Annotated in this window: 16 protein-coding genes; 4 read left to right on the top strand and 12 right to left on the bottom strand. The window is 47.9% G+C overall.

Annotation, left to right across the window (positions count from 1 at the left end; all coding sequences use genetic code 11):
* Window positions 1-65: 65 nt before the first annotated feature.
* Together L5M28_RS10140 and azoR are read left to right on the top strand one after the other, a co-directional pair.
* A complete protein-coding gene (locus tag L5M28_RS10140; RefSeq protein WP_263164379.1) occupies window positions 66-503 on the top strand; it encodes a thioesterase domain-containing protein in 438 nt (145 codons plus the stop codon).
* Between the two features lie 181 nt (window positions 504-684).
* Entirely contained in the window at window positions 685-1,281 is a 597-nt protein-coding gene (gene azoR, locus L5M28_RS10135; protein WP_105251130.1) for an FMN-dependent NADH-azoreductase, read from the top strand.
* A 167-nt stretch (window positions 1,282-1,448) separates the two neighbouring features.
* On the opposite strand, the gene L5M28_RS10130 is transcribed toward azoR, so the two are convergent.
* The 3 genes from L5M28_RS10130 to L5M28_RS10120 form a co-directional block, all read right to left on the bottom strand.
* Window positions 1,449-1,634 (bottom strand): hypothetical protein, encoded by a 186-nt coding sequence (locus L5M28_RS10130; protein ID WP_168826480.1) that lies wholly within the window; start codon window positions 1,632-1,634, stop codon window positions 1,449-1,451.
* A gap of 75 nt (window positions 1,635-1,709) precedes the next feature.
* The gene (locus tag L5M28_RS10125) at window positions 1,710-2,033 is read right to left on the bottom strand and encodes a rhodanese-like domain-containing protein (protein WP_105251132.1); all 324 of its coding nucleotides are present in this window, start codon (window positions 2,031-2,033) and stop codon (window positions 1,710-1,712) included.
* A 146-nt stretch (window positions 2,034-2,179) separates the two neighbouring features.
* Window positions 2,180-2,755: a helix-turn-helix domain-containing protein gene (locus L5M28_RS10120; RefSeq protein WP_263203241.1), complete on the bottom strand. Its 576-nt coding sequence runs from the start codon at window positions 2,753-2,755 to the stop codon at window positions 2,180-2,182.
* A 163-nt stretch (window positions 2,756-2,918) separates the two neighbouring features.
* Here L5M28_RS10120 and L5M28_RS10115 point away from each other — a divergent pair, with 163 nt between their 5' ends.
* On the top strand, window positions 2,919-4,106 hold the full coding sequence (locus tag L5M28_RS10115) for a benzoate/H(+) symporter BenE family transporter (protein ID WP_263203239.1): 1,188 nt from the start codon (window positions 2,919-2,921) through the stop codon (window positions 4,104-4,106).
* 51 nt (window positions 4,107-4,157) lie between these two features.
* Here the strand turns inward: L5M28_RS10115 and L5M28_RS10110 are convergent, their stop codons facing one another.
* The gene (locus tag L5M28_RS10110) at window positions 4,158-4,634 is read right to left on the bottom strand and encodes a GNAT family N-acetyltransferase (RefSeq protein ID WP_263203238.1); all 477 of its coding nucleotides are present in this window, start codon (window positions 4,632-4,634) and stop codon (window positions 4,158-4,160) included.
* Between the two features lie 476 nt (window positions 4,635-5,110).
* Between L5M28_RS10110 and L5M28_RS10105 the strand changes: the two genes are divergently transcribed.
* Window positions 5,111-6,619: a KAP family NTPase gene (locus L5M28_RS10105; RefSeq protein ID WP_263203236.1), complete on the top strand. Its 1,509-nt coding sequence runs from the start codon at window positions 5,111-5,113 to the stop codon at window positions 6,617-6,619.
* 416 nt (window positions 6,620-7,035) lie between these two features.
* Here the strand turns inward: L5M28_RS10105 and L5M28_RS10100 are convergent, their stop codons facing one another.
* The 8 genes from L5M28_RS10100 to L5M28_RS10065 form a co-directional block, all read right to left on the bottom strand.
* A complete protein-coding gene (locus tag L5M28_RS10100) occupies window positions 7,036-7,779 on the bottom strand; it encodes a hypothetical protein (protein ID WP_014609652.1) in 744 nt (247 codons plus the stop codon).
* A gap of 31 nt (window positions 7,780-7,810) precedes the next feature.
* Window positions 7,811-9,070: a beta-ketoacyl-ACP synthase gene (locus L5M28_RS10095; RefSeq protein ID WP_263203235.1), complete on the bottom strand. Its 1,260-nt coding sequence runs from the start codon at window positions 9,068-9,070 to the stop codon at window positions 7,811-7,813.
* Complete coding sequence (locus L5M28_RS10090) at window positions 9,071-9,796, bottom strand: 3-ketoacyl-ACP reductase FabG2 (RefSeq protein ID WP_263203233.1); 726 nt, start codon at window positions 9,794-9,796, stop codon at window positions 9,071-9,073.
* Between the two features lie 112 nt (window positions 9,797-9,908).
* A complete protein-coding gene (locus L5M28_RS10085) occupies window positions 9,909-10,442 on the bottom strand; it encodes a hotdog family protein (protein ID WP_168826494.1) in 534 nt (177 codons plus the stop codon).
* 4 nt (window positions 10,443-10,446) lie between these two features.
* Window positions 10,447-11,646, bottom strand: coding sequence for a beta-ketoacyl-[acyl-carrier-protein] synthase family protein (locus tag L5M28_RS10080; protein ID WP_263203232.1), 1,200 nt, complete (start codon window positions 11,644-11,646; stop codon window positions 10,447-10,449).
* 46 nt (window positions 11,647-11,692) lie between these two features.
* On the bottom strand, window positions 11,693-12,457 hold the full coding sequence (locus tag L5M28_RS10075; RefSeq protein ID WP_263203230.1) for a DUF3261 domain-containing protein: 765 nt from the start codon (window positions 12,455-12,457) through the stop codon (window positions 11,693-11,695).
* Window positions 12,458-12,461: 4 nt separating this feature from the next.
* On the bottom strand, window positions 12,462-13,751 hold the full coding sequence (locus L5M28_RS10070) for an NAD(P)/FAD-dependent oxidoreductase (RefSeq protein ID WP_263203229.1): 1,290 nt from the start codon (window positions 13,749-13,751) through the stop codon (window positions 12,462-12,464).
* A gap of 23 nt (window positions 13,752-13,774) precedes the next feature.
* The gene (locus tag L5M28_RS10065; RefSeq protein WP_263203228.1) at window positions 13,775-16,234 is read right to left on the bottom strand and encodes an MMPL family transporter; all 2,460 of its coding nucleotides are present in this window, start codon (window positions 16,232-16,234) and stop codon (window positions 13,775-13,777) included.
* Window position 16,235: the final 1 nt, after the last annotated feature.

The raw sequence follows: 16,235 nt of genomic DNA, 5'->3' as shown, positions 1-16,235 counted from the left end.
AAGTGATGGGGTGCTAGGCATAATCAATGTCGCTTGTACCAAGAGGGAGTATTAAGGGAATGCACATGGATCAATTACTCATTAAATTACGCCAGACTTGGCACAGTACGATCCCCGTTAGCGAGTTTATGCAGATAGTGCCACTCGATTACAGCGAGGGAGAATTTCGAGTCACAGCGCCGATGACGCCCAATATTAATCTGCATCAGACCATGTTTGCGGGCAGCATTTATACCTTGATGACCTTAACAGGCTGGGGTGCAGTCTGGCTAAATCAACAGTTGGTGGGCGTGGCGGGTGATATTGTGCTCGCCGATGCCCATATTCGTTATCTTGCTCCTGTGACTTGTGACCCTGTGGTAAAAGTGCAATGGCCAGATGTGGATCTCAGCCCGTTACAAAGGGGGCGCAGAGTTAAGGTGAAGCTGGAAGTGCAATTGTATTGTATGGATTCATTGTGTGCGGTTTTTGAAGGCCTGTATGTTAGTACGTCGAAAGTATGAATGCGTCGAAAGCAATTTAGTGTATCTGTACGTCGAAGGTGATGTATAACCTTTCTAAAAAATCGAAGCTAATCTCAGATTTTATCCGCTTTATTTCTTTTTTATGGGCTAATACACTAGCGTCATAGAGTTGAGATATTCCATCTGACTCTGAGTCATTTACCTATTTTCGGAGCAGATTATGTCTAAAGTCTTAATTTTAAAATCAAGCATTCTTGGCGGTTATTCACAATCTGCCGTGTTAATTGACCACTTAGCGAGTCACTGGGAAACCCAAGGCGCCGCTATTACAGTGCGTGATTTAGGCGGTAAAGACGTACTACCTATGGTAGACGGTGAAATCGCTTCTGGGTTACGCGGTGGTGCAGAATTATCGGCACGTCAGCAAGAAATGCTCGCCTTATCAGATACCTTAGTCGCTGAATTAAAAGCGAACGATACGATTGTTATCGCTGCACCTATGTACAACTTTACGATTCCGGTTCAACTTAAAAACTGGATCGATTTTGTCGCCCGTGCCGGTGTGACTTTTACTTATACTGAAACGGGTCCAAAAGGATTAGTGGAAGGTAAACGCGCCGTGTTGGTGACGACCCGTGGCGGCGCTCACAAAGATGGCCCAACGGATCATGTTGTACCTTACTTGAAAACGGTTTTAGGCTTTATGGGGATCACTAATGTTGAAGTGGTTTACGCCGAAGCGCTGAACATGGGTCCTGAAGCACACGACAAAGGCATGGGCGAAGCGAAACACAGTATCGATCAGCTGAAAGCTTAATTGTTCCGTTGATTAGCTGAGTCATTTGATTTAGCTGAATAAATAATGCCAGCCTTTAATAGGCTGGCATTTTTGTATGTCCATTTCAGCTAAGCACGCTTGGCTTAAGTGGCTAGGTTTGAGCAACTAGACTCGAGCGGCTAGTTTTAAGTCGCAGATTTAGCTGTTTATTCGCAAAGGCTGCAGCCTTTGGCTAGGGTGCTTGTCTCAACATAACGCACCTTAGTGCTGGCTTGGTCGCGATTACGACTGATGCTAAAGCGTGCATGGCGCTCAGTTTCAAGCGGCTTTTCAGCAGTGTTACCCTGTGTGGCTTCAAACTGTAACGCTTTGGCATGATTTGTTTTATGCATACACCACCTCGCAGATATTTAAGTCATCACAATGTACAGACTGGCCTGATTAGCGCCGCACAACCAAGGCTTAAATTAGCTCGGCTGGCAGCAGACTAAATCTTTAAGCGAACCGCCATTTACCACGCAGCTAAAGCCATTGGCCTTGAGAATGTCGCAGCCTTTTTGCGCTCGAATACCCGCGCCACAATAGAGCACGAAGGGATGCTGTTTATTGTCAACTTGGTGTAACCATTGATCGAGCGTTGGCAATGGCACATTAATGGCTTGGGGCAAGTGACCGGAGGCAAATTCCTCTGGTGAACGCACATCAATCACCCGTGCGCCTTGCTCAATCAATTGCCAACATTTTTCGCCTGAGTGGCTGCCGGATAACTTAGCCAGTAAAGATTGAAACATAGCATTGCCCCTACCATTAGAAAATTTTCAATAAGTTTATTCTAATGAATTGGCGAGTGCAAGCGCTGCAGATTATCGGTAGTAATGGTTTGGTCTTTGGCGTTGTTGGTACTCGAACCTCTGCATTACTGGCGTTAGATAAGCTGCTACAAGCTGTATTCACTGCCTCGTTGGTAGTGAATGATGTCGTGGAATACCACGGCTTGCTCGTTTAGATTGTGATAGCCATGGGGTTTGTCGGCCGCAAATCGTACCGCTTCACCTTGCTTGAGTGGTTGCCACTCACCATCGACTAGCACTTCCATAGTACCGCTCAAGACAATGACATGCTCAGTGACACCCGTTTCATGGGGCTCAGAAAGCCGCTCATAGTTTGGCAGCAGGGTCAGTTCAAACATCTCGAAACCGAAGCGCTCTTCAAAGGGGAAGAGTGAGGCGACTAGCATGCCGTCGGTGGCGGGTTGTTGGCGTAACTCGTCGGGCTTACGGAATACTGCGCCTTGGCTCTGGGGTGTGGGTTCGAGAAAGGTCGACAGCGAGATATTGAATCCACTGGCAATTTTCCACAGCGTCGCAATAGTTGGGCTTGATTCACCGCGCTCGATTTGTCCTATCATGGCCTTACTAACGCCCGTCTCTTGGGCGGCTTTATCTAAACTCCATCCCTTTTGGTTGCGAAGTGCTTTAAGCGTGGTGGCGAGATAGCTGTTTATCGTCTGCACAATGGCCCCATCATTTTTATGAAAATTTAGTTTGTACGTTATAACGCACAGGTGCTATCTTGTCCATCTCGTACGTTATAGCGCACAAAAGCTATCTTGTTCATTTTATAAGTTATAGCGCACAAAGTAATGGCGACATCAATTGCAGAGAAAGGGAGTGGATATGTGGCGAGATGCAGGGAGTTTATCAAAAATATCAGCGGGATTTATTGCGGTATTAGTGGGTTATAGCAGCTCGGCTGTGATCATCTTTCAAGCGGCGGAGGCTGTGGGGGCGACACCTGCACAGATCAGTTCATGGCTGTGGGCTTTAGGTGTGGGCATGGGCGTGACCAGCATAGGGTTATCGCTTTACTACAAGAATCCTATTCTAACGGCTTGGTCTACACCGGGCGCGGCGCTGATGGTGACTAGCCTAGCGGGGTTGAGCGTAAACCAAGCCATAGGCGCTTTTCTGGTGAGTTCGATTTTAATCACTCTTTGCGGGGTGGCGGGCTGGATGGATAAACTTATTCGTATCATGCCGCAGTCAGTCGCTTCAGCCATGTTGGCGGGGATTCTGCTGCAATTTGGCCTAGGGCTATTTCAGGCGATGCAAACCCAGCTGAGTCTAATTTTGATCATGTTGTTGGTGTTTGTCGTCGTTAAGCCTTTTGCGCCGCGTTACATCATCTTGCTGACCTTGTTGGTGGGTATAGGCATGAGTTTTCAATTAGATTTACTCAAGCTAGATGCCGTTCAGTTGCAACTGGCGATGCCGGTGTGGACTACACCTGAGTTTTCGTTGGCGAGTGTGATTGGCGTGGCGCTGCCGCTGTTTGTGGTGACTATGGCCTCGCAAAATATGCCGGGCGTTGCTGCGCTGCATGGTAATGGTTACAGGCCGCCCATTTCACCTTTGATCACGAGCACAGGGTTAATCGGGGTCATTCTCGCACCCTTTGGCGGTTTTGCCTTTAACTTATCCGCTATCACAGCGGCGATTTGTATGGGTAAAGAAGCAGACCCGAATCCCGCGACCCGTTACTGGGCTGCGGTGTGGGGCGGGGTATTTTACTTTATCACTGGGTTATTGGGCGCCACTGTGGTTGGCCTGTTTTCCGCTTTCCCGAAGGAATTAGTACTGGCCATCGCCGGATTAGCACTGCTTGGCACTATCGCCAATAGCCTGACCGCCGCATTAGCTAAAACGGAAGATCGCGAAGTAGCGGTGATCACTTTCTTGGTCACGGTATCGGGTTTTAGTGTGCTGGGCATCGGCAGTGCATTTTGGGGGTTGTTACTTGGGTTTATTATCCATTGGTGGAACGGGCACAGAACTGCATCAGTAGTTAAGCGAGCGAATACTTAACTGCAGCAAAGCGCCTTAGAGATGAATTTCAAAGACTAAGGCGCATGTGTTTTAGATTCTCTTCGTCATAAACACGCTATTGGGATCGAGTCGATAATCGGCGAAGGGGCCACAGATTTCAAAACCAAATTTGCAGTAGAGCAGGCGAGCGGGGTTGAAGAAGTCCATCGAACCTGTCTCTAGGCTCAGACGTTTGATACCTGCGGCTTTGGCATCGTTAATCAAGTGCTGCAATATTTTAGACGCTATACCTTGCTGCTTATAGGGCGCGGCGGTGCGCATGGATTTGATCTCGGCGTGCTCGGTATCTAACCATTTTAGTGCACCGCAGCCCGCTAAATTATTGCCATCCCATAGGGTCCAAAAGCGAATATTGGGCTGACGCAGGCCATCAAGATCTAATGCGTGAACGCTTTCAGGCGGTGAGGTTGCCCACATATCGTTGAGGTGTTCCTGCAGTAAAGCCGCAATCTCAGGCCCTTTAAGGTCATCTAAGGTGATTTTCATGGCTCTTATGGTGGATTTCATGGCAGATCGGTTACTCCCTATAATTGTGGCTTATCCATAATGGCGTCATTGCTTTGTTATCTGTTTGCAATTGCGCCGTGGTGGATAAGCAAATGCTAGGCCACAAACTTTTTATCAAAGCAAAAATCAAAGTCGTGGGGTTTCACCCCACACCCGACCAAAAGGGGAAAAGCGCCTGTTCCCCTTTTGGATATCCCCCGGCGTCCCCAACGGAGTTGAAAGCCTCTTGGGCATTAAGCGTCCTTATGCTATCGCGTCAGACGCTCGTCCCTGATTCGACTGACGCTATCTCGGCATCCATGCCTCGATCACGCAACGAACGCTAATGCCCTGCGGCAACTCCGAGGGGATGGTGTACTCCTTTGATTTCAGTGTTATTTGAGCGTCAAATATCATATAAAAGAGAAACTAATAAGGAAATATTGATTGGCAGTAACATTGAGCCGCAAAGTATACGAAATATGGAATAAAAACTCATGAATGACTCTACATCTTCACTAGCTTTTTCAACCTGTGCTTACAGGCAAATTCGAGAGAAGCAGGCTGATGCGTTTACGAAGTACTTGGATACTCGAAGTGATGAAAAAGCATATGTAGCGAATCTTAACGGCGCGTGGGGTACGGGTAAGACCTTCTTTGTCGATAATTGGTGTCGTAAACTTGGGGAGCAAAGATATGTTGCGATCAAAATCGACGCATGGGAATCTGATTATCTAAACGATCCACTTGCCCTTGTCACCGCTGAACTGTTGACTAAATTAAAATGTCAGAGTGGAATAACAGACTTTTCGGAAACCGAAAGTAAAATATTCAATGCTGGCTGGAAGTTAGCAAAAAACTTTTTGCCAGTAATCACCATGGCTTTAGGTAAACATTTTCTAGGTAGTGAGTTTGGCGATTTACTTAAAGAAATTGGTGTGGCAGTTAAAGATACGGCTAATGATCAAAGTGTATCAAAGAATCGTTTAGGCGAGTTTGGGAGAGAGATATTTTCAATACATAACAAGCATAAAGAGTTTGCCGTTGAGTTTAAAATGGAGTTATCTAATTTAATAAAGCAAGTTTGTGAACTGTCTAATAAAAATAAAGTTTATATTTTTATTGATGAATTAGATCGCTGTCGACCTACATATGCAATTGAAATGCTTGAGGTGATAAAGCACTTGTTTGATATTCCTAAGTTGGTTTTCGTGATGTCTACTGATACTAAGCAACTAGAGTGTTCAATTAAGGCTGTTTACGGTGAAAAATTTGATTCAGAAGAATATTTAAGTCGATTTTTTCAAAGGCGGTTAACTTTATCTGAGCCAAACTATTTGGATTTTATCAAGGCAAACGATTTCTTCTCCATAATAGAGTTTGATCCTGTACTAATGTACCCAGCAGTAACTAAAGATGTTGCGTACGAAATAGTAGCACTGTTTTGTGCTTTTCATCAGGTTTCATTGCGAAGAACGGAACAACTTTGCGCTAGGTTAGACGCTGCTTTAGTTAATTTTCCATCAAACACAGCTTTTTCATTTATAGAGCTCATTGGAAGTGTTTTTAGTTACGAACTTTATCCAAAGCTCAAGTTGAATTATTCGACTATGTATCGTTCTGGCAAACATAATTGGTCTGGATGTGAGCGAGAAATAAGTTATATTGGTGATCCAAATGGAGATAATGCGCAAAAGGCTCTGGAACAATACACTTTAGTTTGGAATAGTATGGTTAATGTTAGGGAGCATGCTTATCAACCTAGTCAGCTTTATCAAATTGAACAGGGTTTTCGTAATAACTTAAACAACTTAATAAGCAGGTTTGATAATTTTGGGAAATGCGAGTATCTGGAAAATCTTATTTGTTTGCATCGGAATAATAAGGTTGGCGTTGAAATCTCTATTGAGAATTTAATCCGAAAGATGAAAAGCGATGATAGTGTCAAACTTTTAACCGGAAGTGAGTTTGAGCAATATCTTCATCTTTTTAACGATTTCTCATAATAAAAATATAATAAGCCTCCTACCGTTTAGTATATTAGTTTTTAGTTATAACTGTTCTACTTTCAGATTATTAATGTGACTCTAGCTTTTTAAGCTTACAGATGTTGCCTGTGCTCGAAAGGCAAACCGTGGTGATTGGCGAGACGACCGTCCGCCCCATGGACGGGGCGGTCGAGCATCCAAGGATGGACTGGCTGCGTGTCGTCGAGCCTGTACCATGGTTGGCCTCACTCTGAACAATATCTATGTTTAACTGCCTCTTCGCCTTCCGTAACTCTCGTTTATCAACTTAGAGCCTCTAGGTTCTTTCACAGTGTAGTGAGTGATTACCATGGCAAGCCTGTATAGGCGAATATAAAAATGGCCGAGGATAAGCTCGGCCATGATTTACTCGATTAAGCGTAAAACGGGTAGGTTTAGTAGTATTTCTTCAAATAACTCTCGGCGTAGTTTTTGAGTTTTTTGTTTGAGCTCGTGGTTGCCATATTTTCAATCACATCGCGGTAAGCGGTATTCCCTGAACTAGCTAGCGCTTTTGCCATGTTGGCATAGGTATCGATGGCGAGTTTGTCATCGGCCATTAAGCGTGGTGTTTTCAATTCGTTACTGAGTACGGCAAGGATAAAATCATCGTACTGGCGGTCATCTATGATGCGTTTAGCTGCGAGACGCATTAATTCTAAATCATTGCTGCGTAGGGCATTGGCAAAGGCATTATTTTGCTGACTTTGATCGGCAGTATATTGGCTTTTATCCGCAAGAATCGCATTCCATTTTTTATATATCGTTATGTTTTCTAAAGCTTGACCTGCGTATTTTTTGAGTTTTTTAGGATAATCACCATTAACAATCTTGTTGATGGTTTCGCTGTACTTATCATTGCCTGAATAAGCTAAGCCTTTGACTAACCAAGCACTGTAGTCAATGGCATTTTTTTCAGTGGCTTGGGGCAAAGATGCGAGTAGCTTGGCTTCGAGCGCATCAAAAATGGCAGGATCGGATAAACCAGCGATGGTGAGTGATTCAATGGCTTCTTTTTGCTTGAATTGGTTATCACCCTTAAAGATTTCTTGATAGGTTTCAACCGTATATTCCTGAGCCAATAAAGGCGAGCTTAATAAACTGATGCTAAGCAGCATGCCTGCAAAGAGTGGTTTCATGGGTATGTCCTTATAGGGTTTGTATCTGTTGTTAATCTTTCCAGCGTTTAAAAATCAGCGAGGTATTAATGCCGCCAAAGGCGAAATTATTACTCATGACATAATCTGTATCGATTGGGCGCAGTTCGTTACGGATATAGTCCAAATCAGCGCATTGTGGGTCGATACTTTCAAGATTGAGTGTTGGCGCAAACCAGCCCGCATTCATCATCTCAATACTCACCCAAGCTTCTAACGCGCCGCATGCGCCTAAGGTGTGGCCCGTGTAGCTTTTAAGGGATGAAATCGGCATACCAGCACCAAAAACTGCATGGGTCGCGTGACTCTCGGCGATGTCACCGCGATCCGTTGCCGTGCCGTGGGCGTTCACATAACCTATGGCGCTAGGCTCAAGCTGGGCATCTTTGAGCGCCAACCTGATAGCGATTTCCATGGTCTGCGCATTCGGTTGGGTGACGTGTTGGCCATCTGAATTCGTGCCAAAACCGACTAACTCAGCGTAAATCTTGGCGCCGCGCGCCTTGGCGTGTTCTAGCTCTTCGAGTACCAGTGTACAAGCACCTTCGCCAATCACGAGGCCATCACGGCTCGCATCGAAGGGGCGTGGCGTGAGTTCGGGGGTGCTGTTTTTAGTGCTAGTGGCAAACAGGGTATCGAACACGACAGCTTCTGTGGGGCAGAGTTCTTCGCCGCCGCCTGCCAACATTAAGGTTTGATGACCGTATTTGATGGCTTCATAGGCGTAACCTATGCCTTGGCTCCCCGAGGTACAGGCGCTACTGGTGGTGTGAATTCGGCCTTTTAAGCCAAAAAATACCCCGACATTTACCGCTGTGGTGTGTGCCATCATGCGGATATAACTCGTGGCGGTGACGCCCGACATATCACCGGTTTTCAACATATCGCCAAAGGCGATGATGGCATCGGTACTGCCCGTGGATGAACCGTAGGCGATACCCATTTCACCCGAGGACACGATAGGATCGTCTAACAATCCCGCATCGATTAATGCAAGCTCGCTGGCGCGGGTCGCCATGATGGAAACCCGACCCATAGAACGAATTTTCTTGCGCGAATAATGGCTTGGCACTTCAAAGTCGCTAATGGGCGCGGCTAAGCGGGTATTGAGGCCATCGTATTTATCCCATTCGCCCATAGTGACAACACAGTTTTTCTGCGCCTTAAGGCTTGCCGCTATCGCCTCCCAATCATGGCCTAGGGCGGTAATGCCGCCAATGCCAGTGACAACCACTCGTTTCCCTAAGCGGGTTTGATTTGTCGGCTCGCTCATTTAGATCATGCCTCCATTGACCGATATCACTTGGCGAGTGATATAGGCGGCATCGTCAGACATTAAAAATGCAGCTAAGGCGGCGATTTCACTCGGTTTACCCATGCGGCGCATCGGCACTAATTGCTCGACCATATCTTTAGGAATATCGGCCACCATGTCGGTTTCAATCAAGCCGGGAGCGATACAGTTGACGGTGATTTTGCGTTTTGCTAGTTCTAATGACAATGCCTTAGTTGCGCCGATAATACCCGCTTTTGAGGCGCTGTAATTGACTTGGCCACGGTTGCCCGCAATCCCAGAAACAGAGGCTAAGGTAATGATACGCCCGCCCTTGCGGCCTTGTACCATAGGCATCACACAGGGATGGATGACATTATAAAAGCCGTCTAAGTTAGTGTGGATGACGCTGTCCCACTCACTTTCTGTCATAGCAGGAAAGGCGGTATCGCGGTTGATACCAGCATTGAGGATCACGCCATAATAGGCACCATTGGCCTCAATGTCGGTTTCAATGGCGGCTCTGACGGTTGCGCGGTCGGCGACATCAAATTTCAGCAGGCTCGCATTCACTCCAAGCGCGCGGATTTGCGCGGCAGTGTCATCGGCAGCCGCTTGGTTACTGTGGTAATGCAGGGCGATATCGAAACCCGCAGCGGCGAGTTTTAGGGCGATGGCTTTACCAATACCACGGCTCGAACCGGTAACTAATACTCTGTTATTCATCTGTTTTCTCCACCCCATTTTATCGTTATGTGTCGGTATGGGGTTTCATGTATTTATGGTAAAAAGGTCGATTGTTAAGGCGCTTTAAGGCTTTTTTATCTACATCATTGCTTTAGTGCCCAAGACTTCTATTTGCCGCGTCTTGATTGCCTGCAAGGTAGGCTTGTGTGTCCTGAGGCTGGAACACATTCACATTGGCTTGGGCCACTAAGCTCTTTTCTAGCTCAGTGCCGGCTTCGGGCAGCAGATAAATTTGGCAATCGAATACCGCTAATCCCGACTCCTCTTGATAGAGGCGGCTGACTTGGGTGCGATAGGTGCGCCCGAGCTCATATTGCTTTGCATACAAGGTTAATTTGCGCGATCCCAATAGAAACCCGACGCGGATTTTATCATTGCGAAGCTTTGCCTCAACCCCAGCAAGGGCGGCAATACTTTGGGCCATATATTCGATACCCACATAATTGGGTACGGCTTGATATTTATCATCGAAATAGGGGCTCTTGGCCGTGATAGTGACTTCGGTCTCTAGGTTATCGCGCCGATAGCCAATGATTTTATCGAGCAAAATCATCGGTGCCCTATGGGGAATAAAATCGGCAATATCCTGTTCGGCAAAGGGTTGGTTAATCTTAAGTAACTGCATGGTACTAGGCCTCGTTACGGCAGAAAATTAGGCTGGCATTACTGCCGCCAAAGGCGAAGGAATTGCTCATCACATAATTAAGCGCGCCCTTAGCAGCGACTTGATGGCGCTCGACCAAGACAATGGGCGGATCCTGTGGATCGACTTGTCCGTCCCATTGATGGGGCGGCAGGGCTTGGCGGTGATTATGTGCTGAAAGTAATAAATAACAGAAGGCGGCTTCAATGGCGCCAGCGGCACCTAAGGTATGGCCGACTAAGGGCTTGGTCGAGCTACAAGGGGGCGTGTTCACGCCAAACACCTCAACCACGGCGCGGCTTTCCATCGCATCATTTTTAGGCGTAGCTGTACCGTGTAAGTTTATGTAACTAATGTCTTTTGCTGCAATGTGTGCATCTTGCAACGCCGCGTGCATGGCTTTGATCGCGCCTTCGCCTTCGGGGTGTGGCGCCGACATATGGTGCGCATCGCTCGACTCGCCAATACCCGCTAGCATGACCTCTGACTCGCCCAAAGTCAGGACGAAAAGCGCCGCGCCTTCGCCGATATTGATGCCATCACGGTTGATGCTAAAAGGATTGCAGTGGCCTTTAGAGACAGATTCTAAGGCGTGAAAACCATTGACTGTGAGTTGGCATAAACTATCGACACCGCCGACAATCACAACATCACAGAGATTCGCCTGTAATAGGCGTTTGGCACTGGCAAAGACTTTGGCGCTGGATGAGCAGGCGGTTGAAATCGTGTAGCAAGGACCATCTAGCTCAAAATATTGGCGTAAAAAGTCGCTGGTGCTGCCGAGCTCCTGCTGGAAATAGTGGTAATCCGCGGGAAAGTATCCGTATTGATTGCGGTAGCTCAGCGCGGCTTCACCTTTTGAAATCCCTGACGTGCTTGTGCCTAGCACAACACCAATACGGGCATGACCAAAATCCCGTTTCGCTTGTTCAACTGTGGTCGCAATTTGCAGTGCGGCGCACAGCAGTAATTGGTTGTTACGGCAATCGAACTGAATGAGTTTTTCGGGAATGGTTGGTAGTGCTGCCGTCACGGGGGCAACTAAGGTTGGGTGCTCGAACAGGAGAGTGTCACTGCGTAGCATCGCACTGGTATCACCGGCGATCAGGCGGTCTAAAACCTGCTGGGGATCTTGCCCTAGCGGGGTACACAATCCAATCTGTGTAATAGCTACTCTGTTCATCATTGTGTGTCTTTTTACCATGGCACAGTTAAGTGCGGATGCTAACAGATTAAATAGGTTCGATTTCTAGCTCAAATTTAGCTTGTGGCATAGTTAAGCTGATGTGGGCTTGCCAAAGAGCATCGCCGATATTTTGTTGATAACGGATTTGCACCACATGGGTTTGCTGGCCGCTTTTACTGATCAAGGTGTCTTGACTATAGATCTGGCGACAGGGGATTGTATTCACTCGGGTGCCTTCAAGCGTATCGCCCTGATTTCTCCCAATCGTATCGCAAAGACCTGTGACTAAATGACCACCTTCTAAATGGGCGCGAATACTCTGCTCAGGCCAATAGATCAGTTGCATCATCGCCATTAAATACTCAGCTTTAAAACTGTTCCCTAGCAGCACGCTTTGTTCACTGCTGAGTGTATTACCATCATAAACTAAGGTAAACAAAGCCTGTCCGAGTGGCGCTAAGCCAACGAGCGTCATGCGCTCATTCTCTAACTCTAATTGAGTGAGCAGCTCGTGGGATTTATCACCCACTTTAATGCTGACCTTTTGGCTAAAGGACTGGGGCGAAGTTAGCTTAACTTTGCTGTCGGTTTGCTGGCTGCTAATGTCGGCGGGTTTGGCCGTCGGCTTAGTCAGAGGCTTATCGGCTGCGGGCGCAAAATCATGGGGTAGTGGCGCCAAGCAATAACGCATGTCTTTAGCGAGGCCGACACAGGTTTGCCTGAACAGCAGTTCGCTACATCCCGTCAGCCCCAGACTGATGATCAGTAGCGCGGGGAACATTCGCCATTTCGCGTCAAAGTTAAGCGACATGCGGTTACGCCTCTGCAAATTCAGGAATGGCAACTTGGTTTTGGCACAATTCGACCACCATGTTCAGGCGGCGCTCCGAGTCTTTAACGAAGGGATTATTGAGGTCCCAAGCGTAGCCTGCCAGAATCGAGCAAATCATTTGCTTGATGCGTGGATTCGGTTCTTCATAGAAGATCACATCCTGAAAGCGGCCATCATACCAAGCTTGCACATAGGTGCGGAAGGTATTCACCCCCTGCATTAAAGGCGCAGAGTAATCGGCTTGCCAGTCAACCGTTTCGCCATTGAGTTGTTTAGTCACACATTTTGCCGCCATCGATGCCGATTGCATGGCGATAGTGACGCCGGAGGAAAATACCGGATCAAGGAACTCGCCGGCATTACCCAGTAGGGCGAACTTGTCGGTCGCAAGCCGTGACACATTGGCTGAATAACCCTTGAGTGTGGCGCATTCTTGCACCACCTTAGCGTTTGCCAGTAGGGCTTTTAGTCCTGGTTCTTCATTGACTATGCTCATCAATTGTTGCTCAAGCGAACCTTGTAAACGCGCAAGTAATTGCGGTTCGGCAACCACGCCGAGTGAGCAACGGCCATTGCTAAAGGGAATGAGCCAATACCAAATGTCTTTATGCTCTGGGTGGACGCTGATTAAAATTTTATTTCGATCAAAGTTAGGATCGCTGATGTTGTCTTCCACATGGGTAAAGATGGCGCTGCGCTGTGGTAGGCAAGACGGACTTTCTAAGTCGAGCAAGCGGGGTAACACACGGCCAAAACCACTGGCATCAAGCACATATTGGGCGCTGATTTGATAAAGCTCGCCCTGTTCATTGCGCACCATTAAGCATGGATTCTCGGTTAAATCTATCGCCTCGACGGTTTCGCCGTAGCGGATTTCGACCCCTTGGCTTTGGGCGGTATCGGCTAACAGTTTATCAAAACTGGCGCGCTGCACTTGGAATGTGGTGCCAGGCCCAGGGGTAAATTTATCGGTAAAGTCGAAGGTAGTGTAAGTGCCATTGCGACGAAAGGCGGCGCCATTTTTATGCTGGAATCCGGCGGCATTGAGTGCGTCTAACATGCCGGCTTCTTCGATTAATTGCATGCAGCAGGGCAGTAAACTTTCACCGATGGAAAAACGGGGGAAATGTTGTTTTTCTAACACCAGCACGCGCTTGCCTTGTTGGTGTAGCAAGCTGGCGGCAATGGCGCCTGAAGGTCCTGCGCCGATAATAGCCACATCGACGGCAAGTGAATTTGGCATAGCCGATAAATCGTGAGCGGGTGTAGGCATGTAAAGTACGTTCCTTGTCGTTATCAGGACTTTTTAGTCGTTAAAATCAGTGGCGAAAGTAAAAAGGTTAAACCTATACCTAGCGACAGGGTTAAACCAAAATAATGAATCGCTTGGGTCTGGCTAAAGGCGAGTAAACCAAAGGCTAATAGGGTCGAGCAGGCGGACATAAATACCGCCATCATCACTGCCTTGCCGTGGTTTTGAGCAGAGGCAAAGAACAAGCTGTAGTCTATCCCAATCCCGAAAACTAAAATGAGCGCGAGTGCATGGAACAGACTCAGTGGCGAGCCCGTTAAGCCTAAGGTTGCAAGCGTTAGCAAGGCCGCAAGGGCTGGAACGGCAACGACAACCGCGGCTTTTTTAATGCCAAAATTCAGGCTAAACAACAAGAGTGCGATACCGAGTGCGAGCGCTAACAGCTTTAGGGTTAACAGTCGGTAATGGCCCATGACGGCGGAGATATCCGCGACTTTATCGATAAGTTGTACGCTTTCATCATGGGCAAAGCGCGCCTTGAGCGCATCGATCTGCTGAATGCCACCAAGCAAGACAATGGCACCATACTCAGCGCTCGCCCCATCATCATTTATCGCGCCGCCATCATTTAGATCGTCATAGTCGGTGGCCTTGCTATTTGGTGCTAGCCACAGCGGTGCGAGTTGCTTACCTGCCTCTAGCGTAAAGAAATCCGCTGGGGCGATATATTGCTCTTTAGCTGCTAAGTAGCTTGCTTGCAGCTCTGGCTTTAAGTTCTCATCCAACCCAAGGCTTGTGAGCACAGTATCTATCTGAGTTTGATAGATATCACCCTGTAAGCGATAAGCCGTGTCTTGCCTTTGATGGCTGGGAAGATACCGGCTGAGGCTGACGTAGTTGCCTAACTCTTGGTTCGCAATAGCGGCATCGAGCTGTGGCGACACTCGCTCAAGCTGTTGCAGCAGTGCTTCTTCACTCGCGGCGCGTACCAGTAAGAATTGATTATCTGTGCCGCCGCTGAGCAGCTGCCTGAGCTGATTTTCAGGTTCAGTCACGCTCGCGGGGCTTTGCTGCAAATGGCGAATATCGTCATCGACGGTTAACTTGGTTACGCCAACCAGACACCACACCACTATCACTAAAGCAAACATGCTCATGCCTAAAGGCGTGGTCAATCTGTTGGATAACTGAGTGAGGTTGGCAAGGTACTTCCCCGCTAACGCTAATGGGCGGGAGCCAGATGGCAAACGACTTCCCGCTAACTGTGGGTAGGCGAGAATGAGGGTGAGATAAGCCCCGAGCAGCCCCGCGGCGCAGAAAATCGCCACTTGCTGCATTCCTGGAAACGGCGCTAAACCTATGCCCACATAAGCTAACGCACTGGTGATAAAGGCAAGTGTCACTGTGGGGAAGATATACGCGACCGTCGCCTGAGCGCTCCGTTCGGTATCGCTTAAGCGCTCGCAGTAAAAATGAAAGCTGTAGTCGATGGCAATGCCAATCAAGCTAGTACCAAACACTAAGGTGAGTAAATGCAGCTCGCCAAACACGCTTAAGGTAAAAGTTACGGCCAGCAACAGCCCGCTGGAAATAGTCACGATTGCTAGCAGTAGCGGCATCACAGAACGAAACGCCAGCCAGACTAAAGCTATTACCCCAAGTAAAGATGCAAGACCGAGGATCGATATTTCACTCTTAGCCGTTTGGGTCGCTGCAATCGCGTGAAACAGGGCACCAGCCTTAAGCAGGGTAATATCGGGATAGCTTTGTTTAACCGCATCCAATCCTAGGGTTAATGCCGTCATCTGCGCCAATTGCGCATTGGGATTAAAAGCACTTTCTTGGCCCTTTGCCATAACAACCGCAGCGACATTATCGCCTTGATTAGCCAGCAGAATACCTTGGCTGGCTCTGACTTTTGAACTCGGCGCGAGGGCGAGTAAATTGGCGGGGAATAACAGCAGCGGATCTTGGGCAAGCAAGTTGCTATTGGCGTAACTAAAGGCGTTGTAAAGCTGCGCTGTGGCCGCTTCAATCAGATTTCCAATGTCTTTCGTTGCTAACGCCTCAGCTTGTGGCGCTGTCAGTAATTTAAATCTGTGGGGGAAATAGTATTGCCCCAAGGCTTCACCGAGCTGCATATCGGCGCTGCGAATCTCTGTGAGTGCAGCATTTTTGCCAGTAGCAACAAGGTCTGTTTCAAGCTTTTGCATCAACAGCTTAGCCGCAGCGATTGCCGTGGTTTCATCCTTGGCGACGAGCGCAATATAGACTTGATCGGCGAGCGTGGCTTCTACTTGGTTAAGGGCGCGTTCGGTGAGTTTGTCTTGCTGTAAATGCGGCAGCATGGCGAGAATATCGCTCTGCACCCGTGCGCCGTTTTGCCAGAGTTGCAACGTCCATAGACTGGCAGACAGCATCACTAGCAACCAAATGGCGAGGCGCCATTTAGGGGATGATTGTATTAGCGCTTGATTGGCGCGCACGGCGAAGTTGGAGGCCATG

The sequence above is a fragment of the Shewanella sp. SW32 genome, assembly GCF_025653365.1.
Classification (GTDB): domain Bacteria; phylum Pseudomonadota; class Gammaproteobacteria; order Enterobacterales; family Shewanellaceae; genus Shewanella; species Shewanella oncorhynchi.
Note: the sequence above shows the minus strand (reverse complement) of the source record. Positions and strands in the feature narration are given on the sequence as shown.

Excerpts from the sequence above, each read along its gene's own strand:
- L5M28_RS10080 (WP_263203232.1), bottom strand. The coding sequence starts at position 11,646 with ATGATGAACAGAGTAGCTATTACACAGATTGGATTGTGTACCCCGCTA.
- L5M28_RS10065 (WP_263203228.1), bottom strand. The coding sequence starts at position 16,234 with ATGGCCTCCAACTTCGCCGTGCGCGCCAATCAAGCGCTAATACAATCA.
- L5M28_RS10105 (WP_263203236.1), top strand. The coding sequence starts at position 5,111 with ATGAATGACTCTACATCTTCACTAGCTTTTTCAACCTGTGCTTACAGG.
- L5M28_RS10095 (WP_263203235.1), bottom strand. The coding sequence starts at position 9,070 with ATGAGCGAGCCGACAAATCAAACCCGCTTAGGGAAACGAGTGGTTGTC.
- azoR (WP_105251130.1), top strand. The coding sequence starts at position 685 with ATGTCTAAAGTCTTAATTTTAAAATCAAGCATTCTTGGCGGTTATTCA.
- L5M28_RS10125 (WP_105251132.1), bottom strand. The coding sequence starts at position 2,033 with ATGTTTCAATCTTTACTGGCTAAGTTATCCGGCAGCCACTCAGGCGAA.
- L5M28_RS10110 (WP_263203238.1), bottom strand. The coding sequence starts at position 4,634 with ATGAAATCCACCATAAGAGCCATGAAAATCACCTTAGATGACCTTAAA.
- L5M28_RS10115 (WP_263203239.1), top strand. The coding sequence starts at position 2,919 with ATGTGGCGAGATGCAGGGAGTTTATCAAAAATATCAGCGGGATTTATT.
- L5M28_RS10085 (WP_168826494.1), bottom strand. The coding sequence starts at position 10,442 with ATGCAGTTACTTAAGATTAACCAACCCTTTGCCGAACAGGATATTGCC.
- L5M28_RS10100 (WP_014609652.1), bottom strand. The coding sequence starts at position 7,779 with ATGAAACCACTCTTTGCAGGCATGCTGCTTAGCATCAGTTTATTAAGC.
- L5M28_RS10130 (WP_168826480.1), bottom strand. The coding sequence starts at position 1,634 with ATGCATAAAACAAATCATGCCAAAGCGTTACAGTTTGAAGCCACACAG.
- L5M28_RS10075 (WP_263203230.1), bottom strand. The coding sequence starts at position 12,457 with ATGTCGCTTAACTTTGACGCGAAATGGCGAATGTTCCCCGCGCTACTG.
- L5M28_RS10140 (WP_263164379.1), top strand. The coding sequence starts at position 66 with ATGGATCAATTACTCATTAAATTACGCCAGACTTGGCACAGTACGATC.
- L5M28_RS10090 (WP_263203233.1), bottom strand. The coding sequence starts at position 9,796 with ATGAATAACAGAGTATTAGTTACCGGTTCGAGCCGTGGTATTGGTAAA.
- L5M28_RS10070 (WP_263203229.1), bottom strand. The coding sequence starts at position 13,751 with ATGCCTACACCCGCTCACGATTTATCGGCTATGCCAAATTCACTTGCC.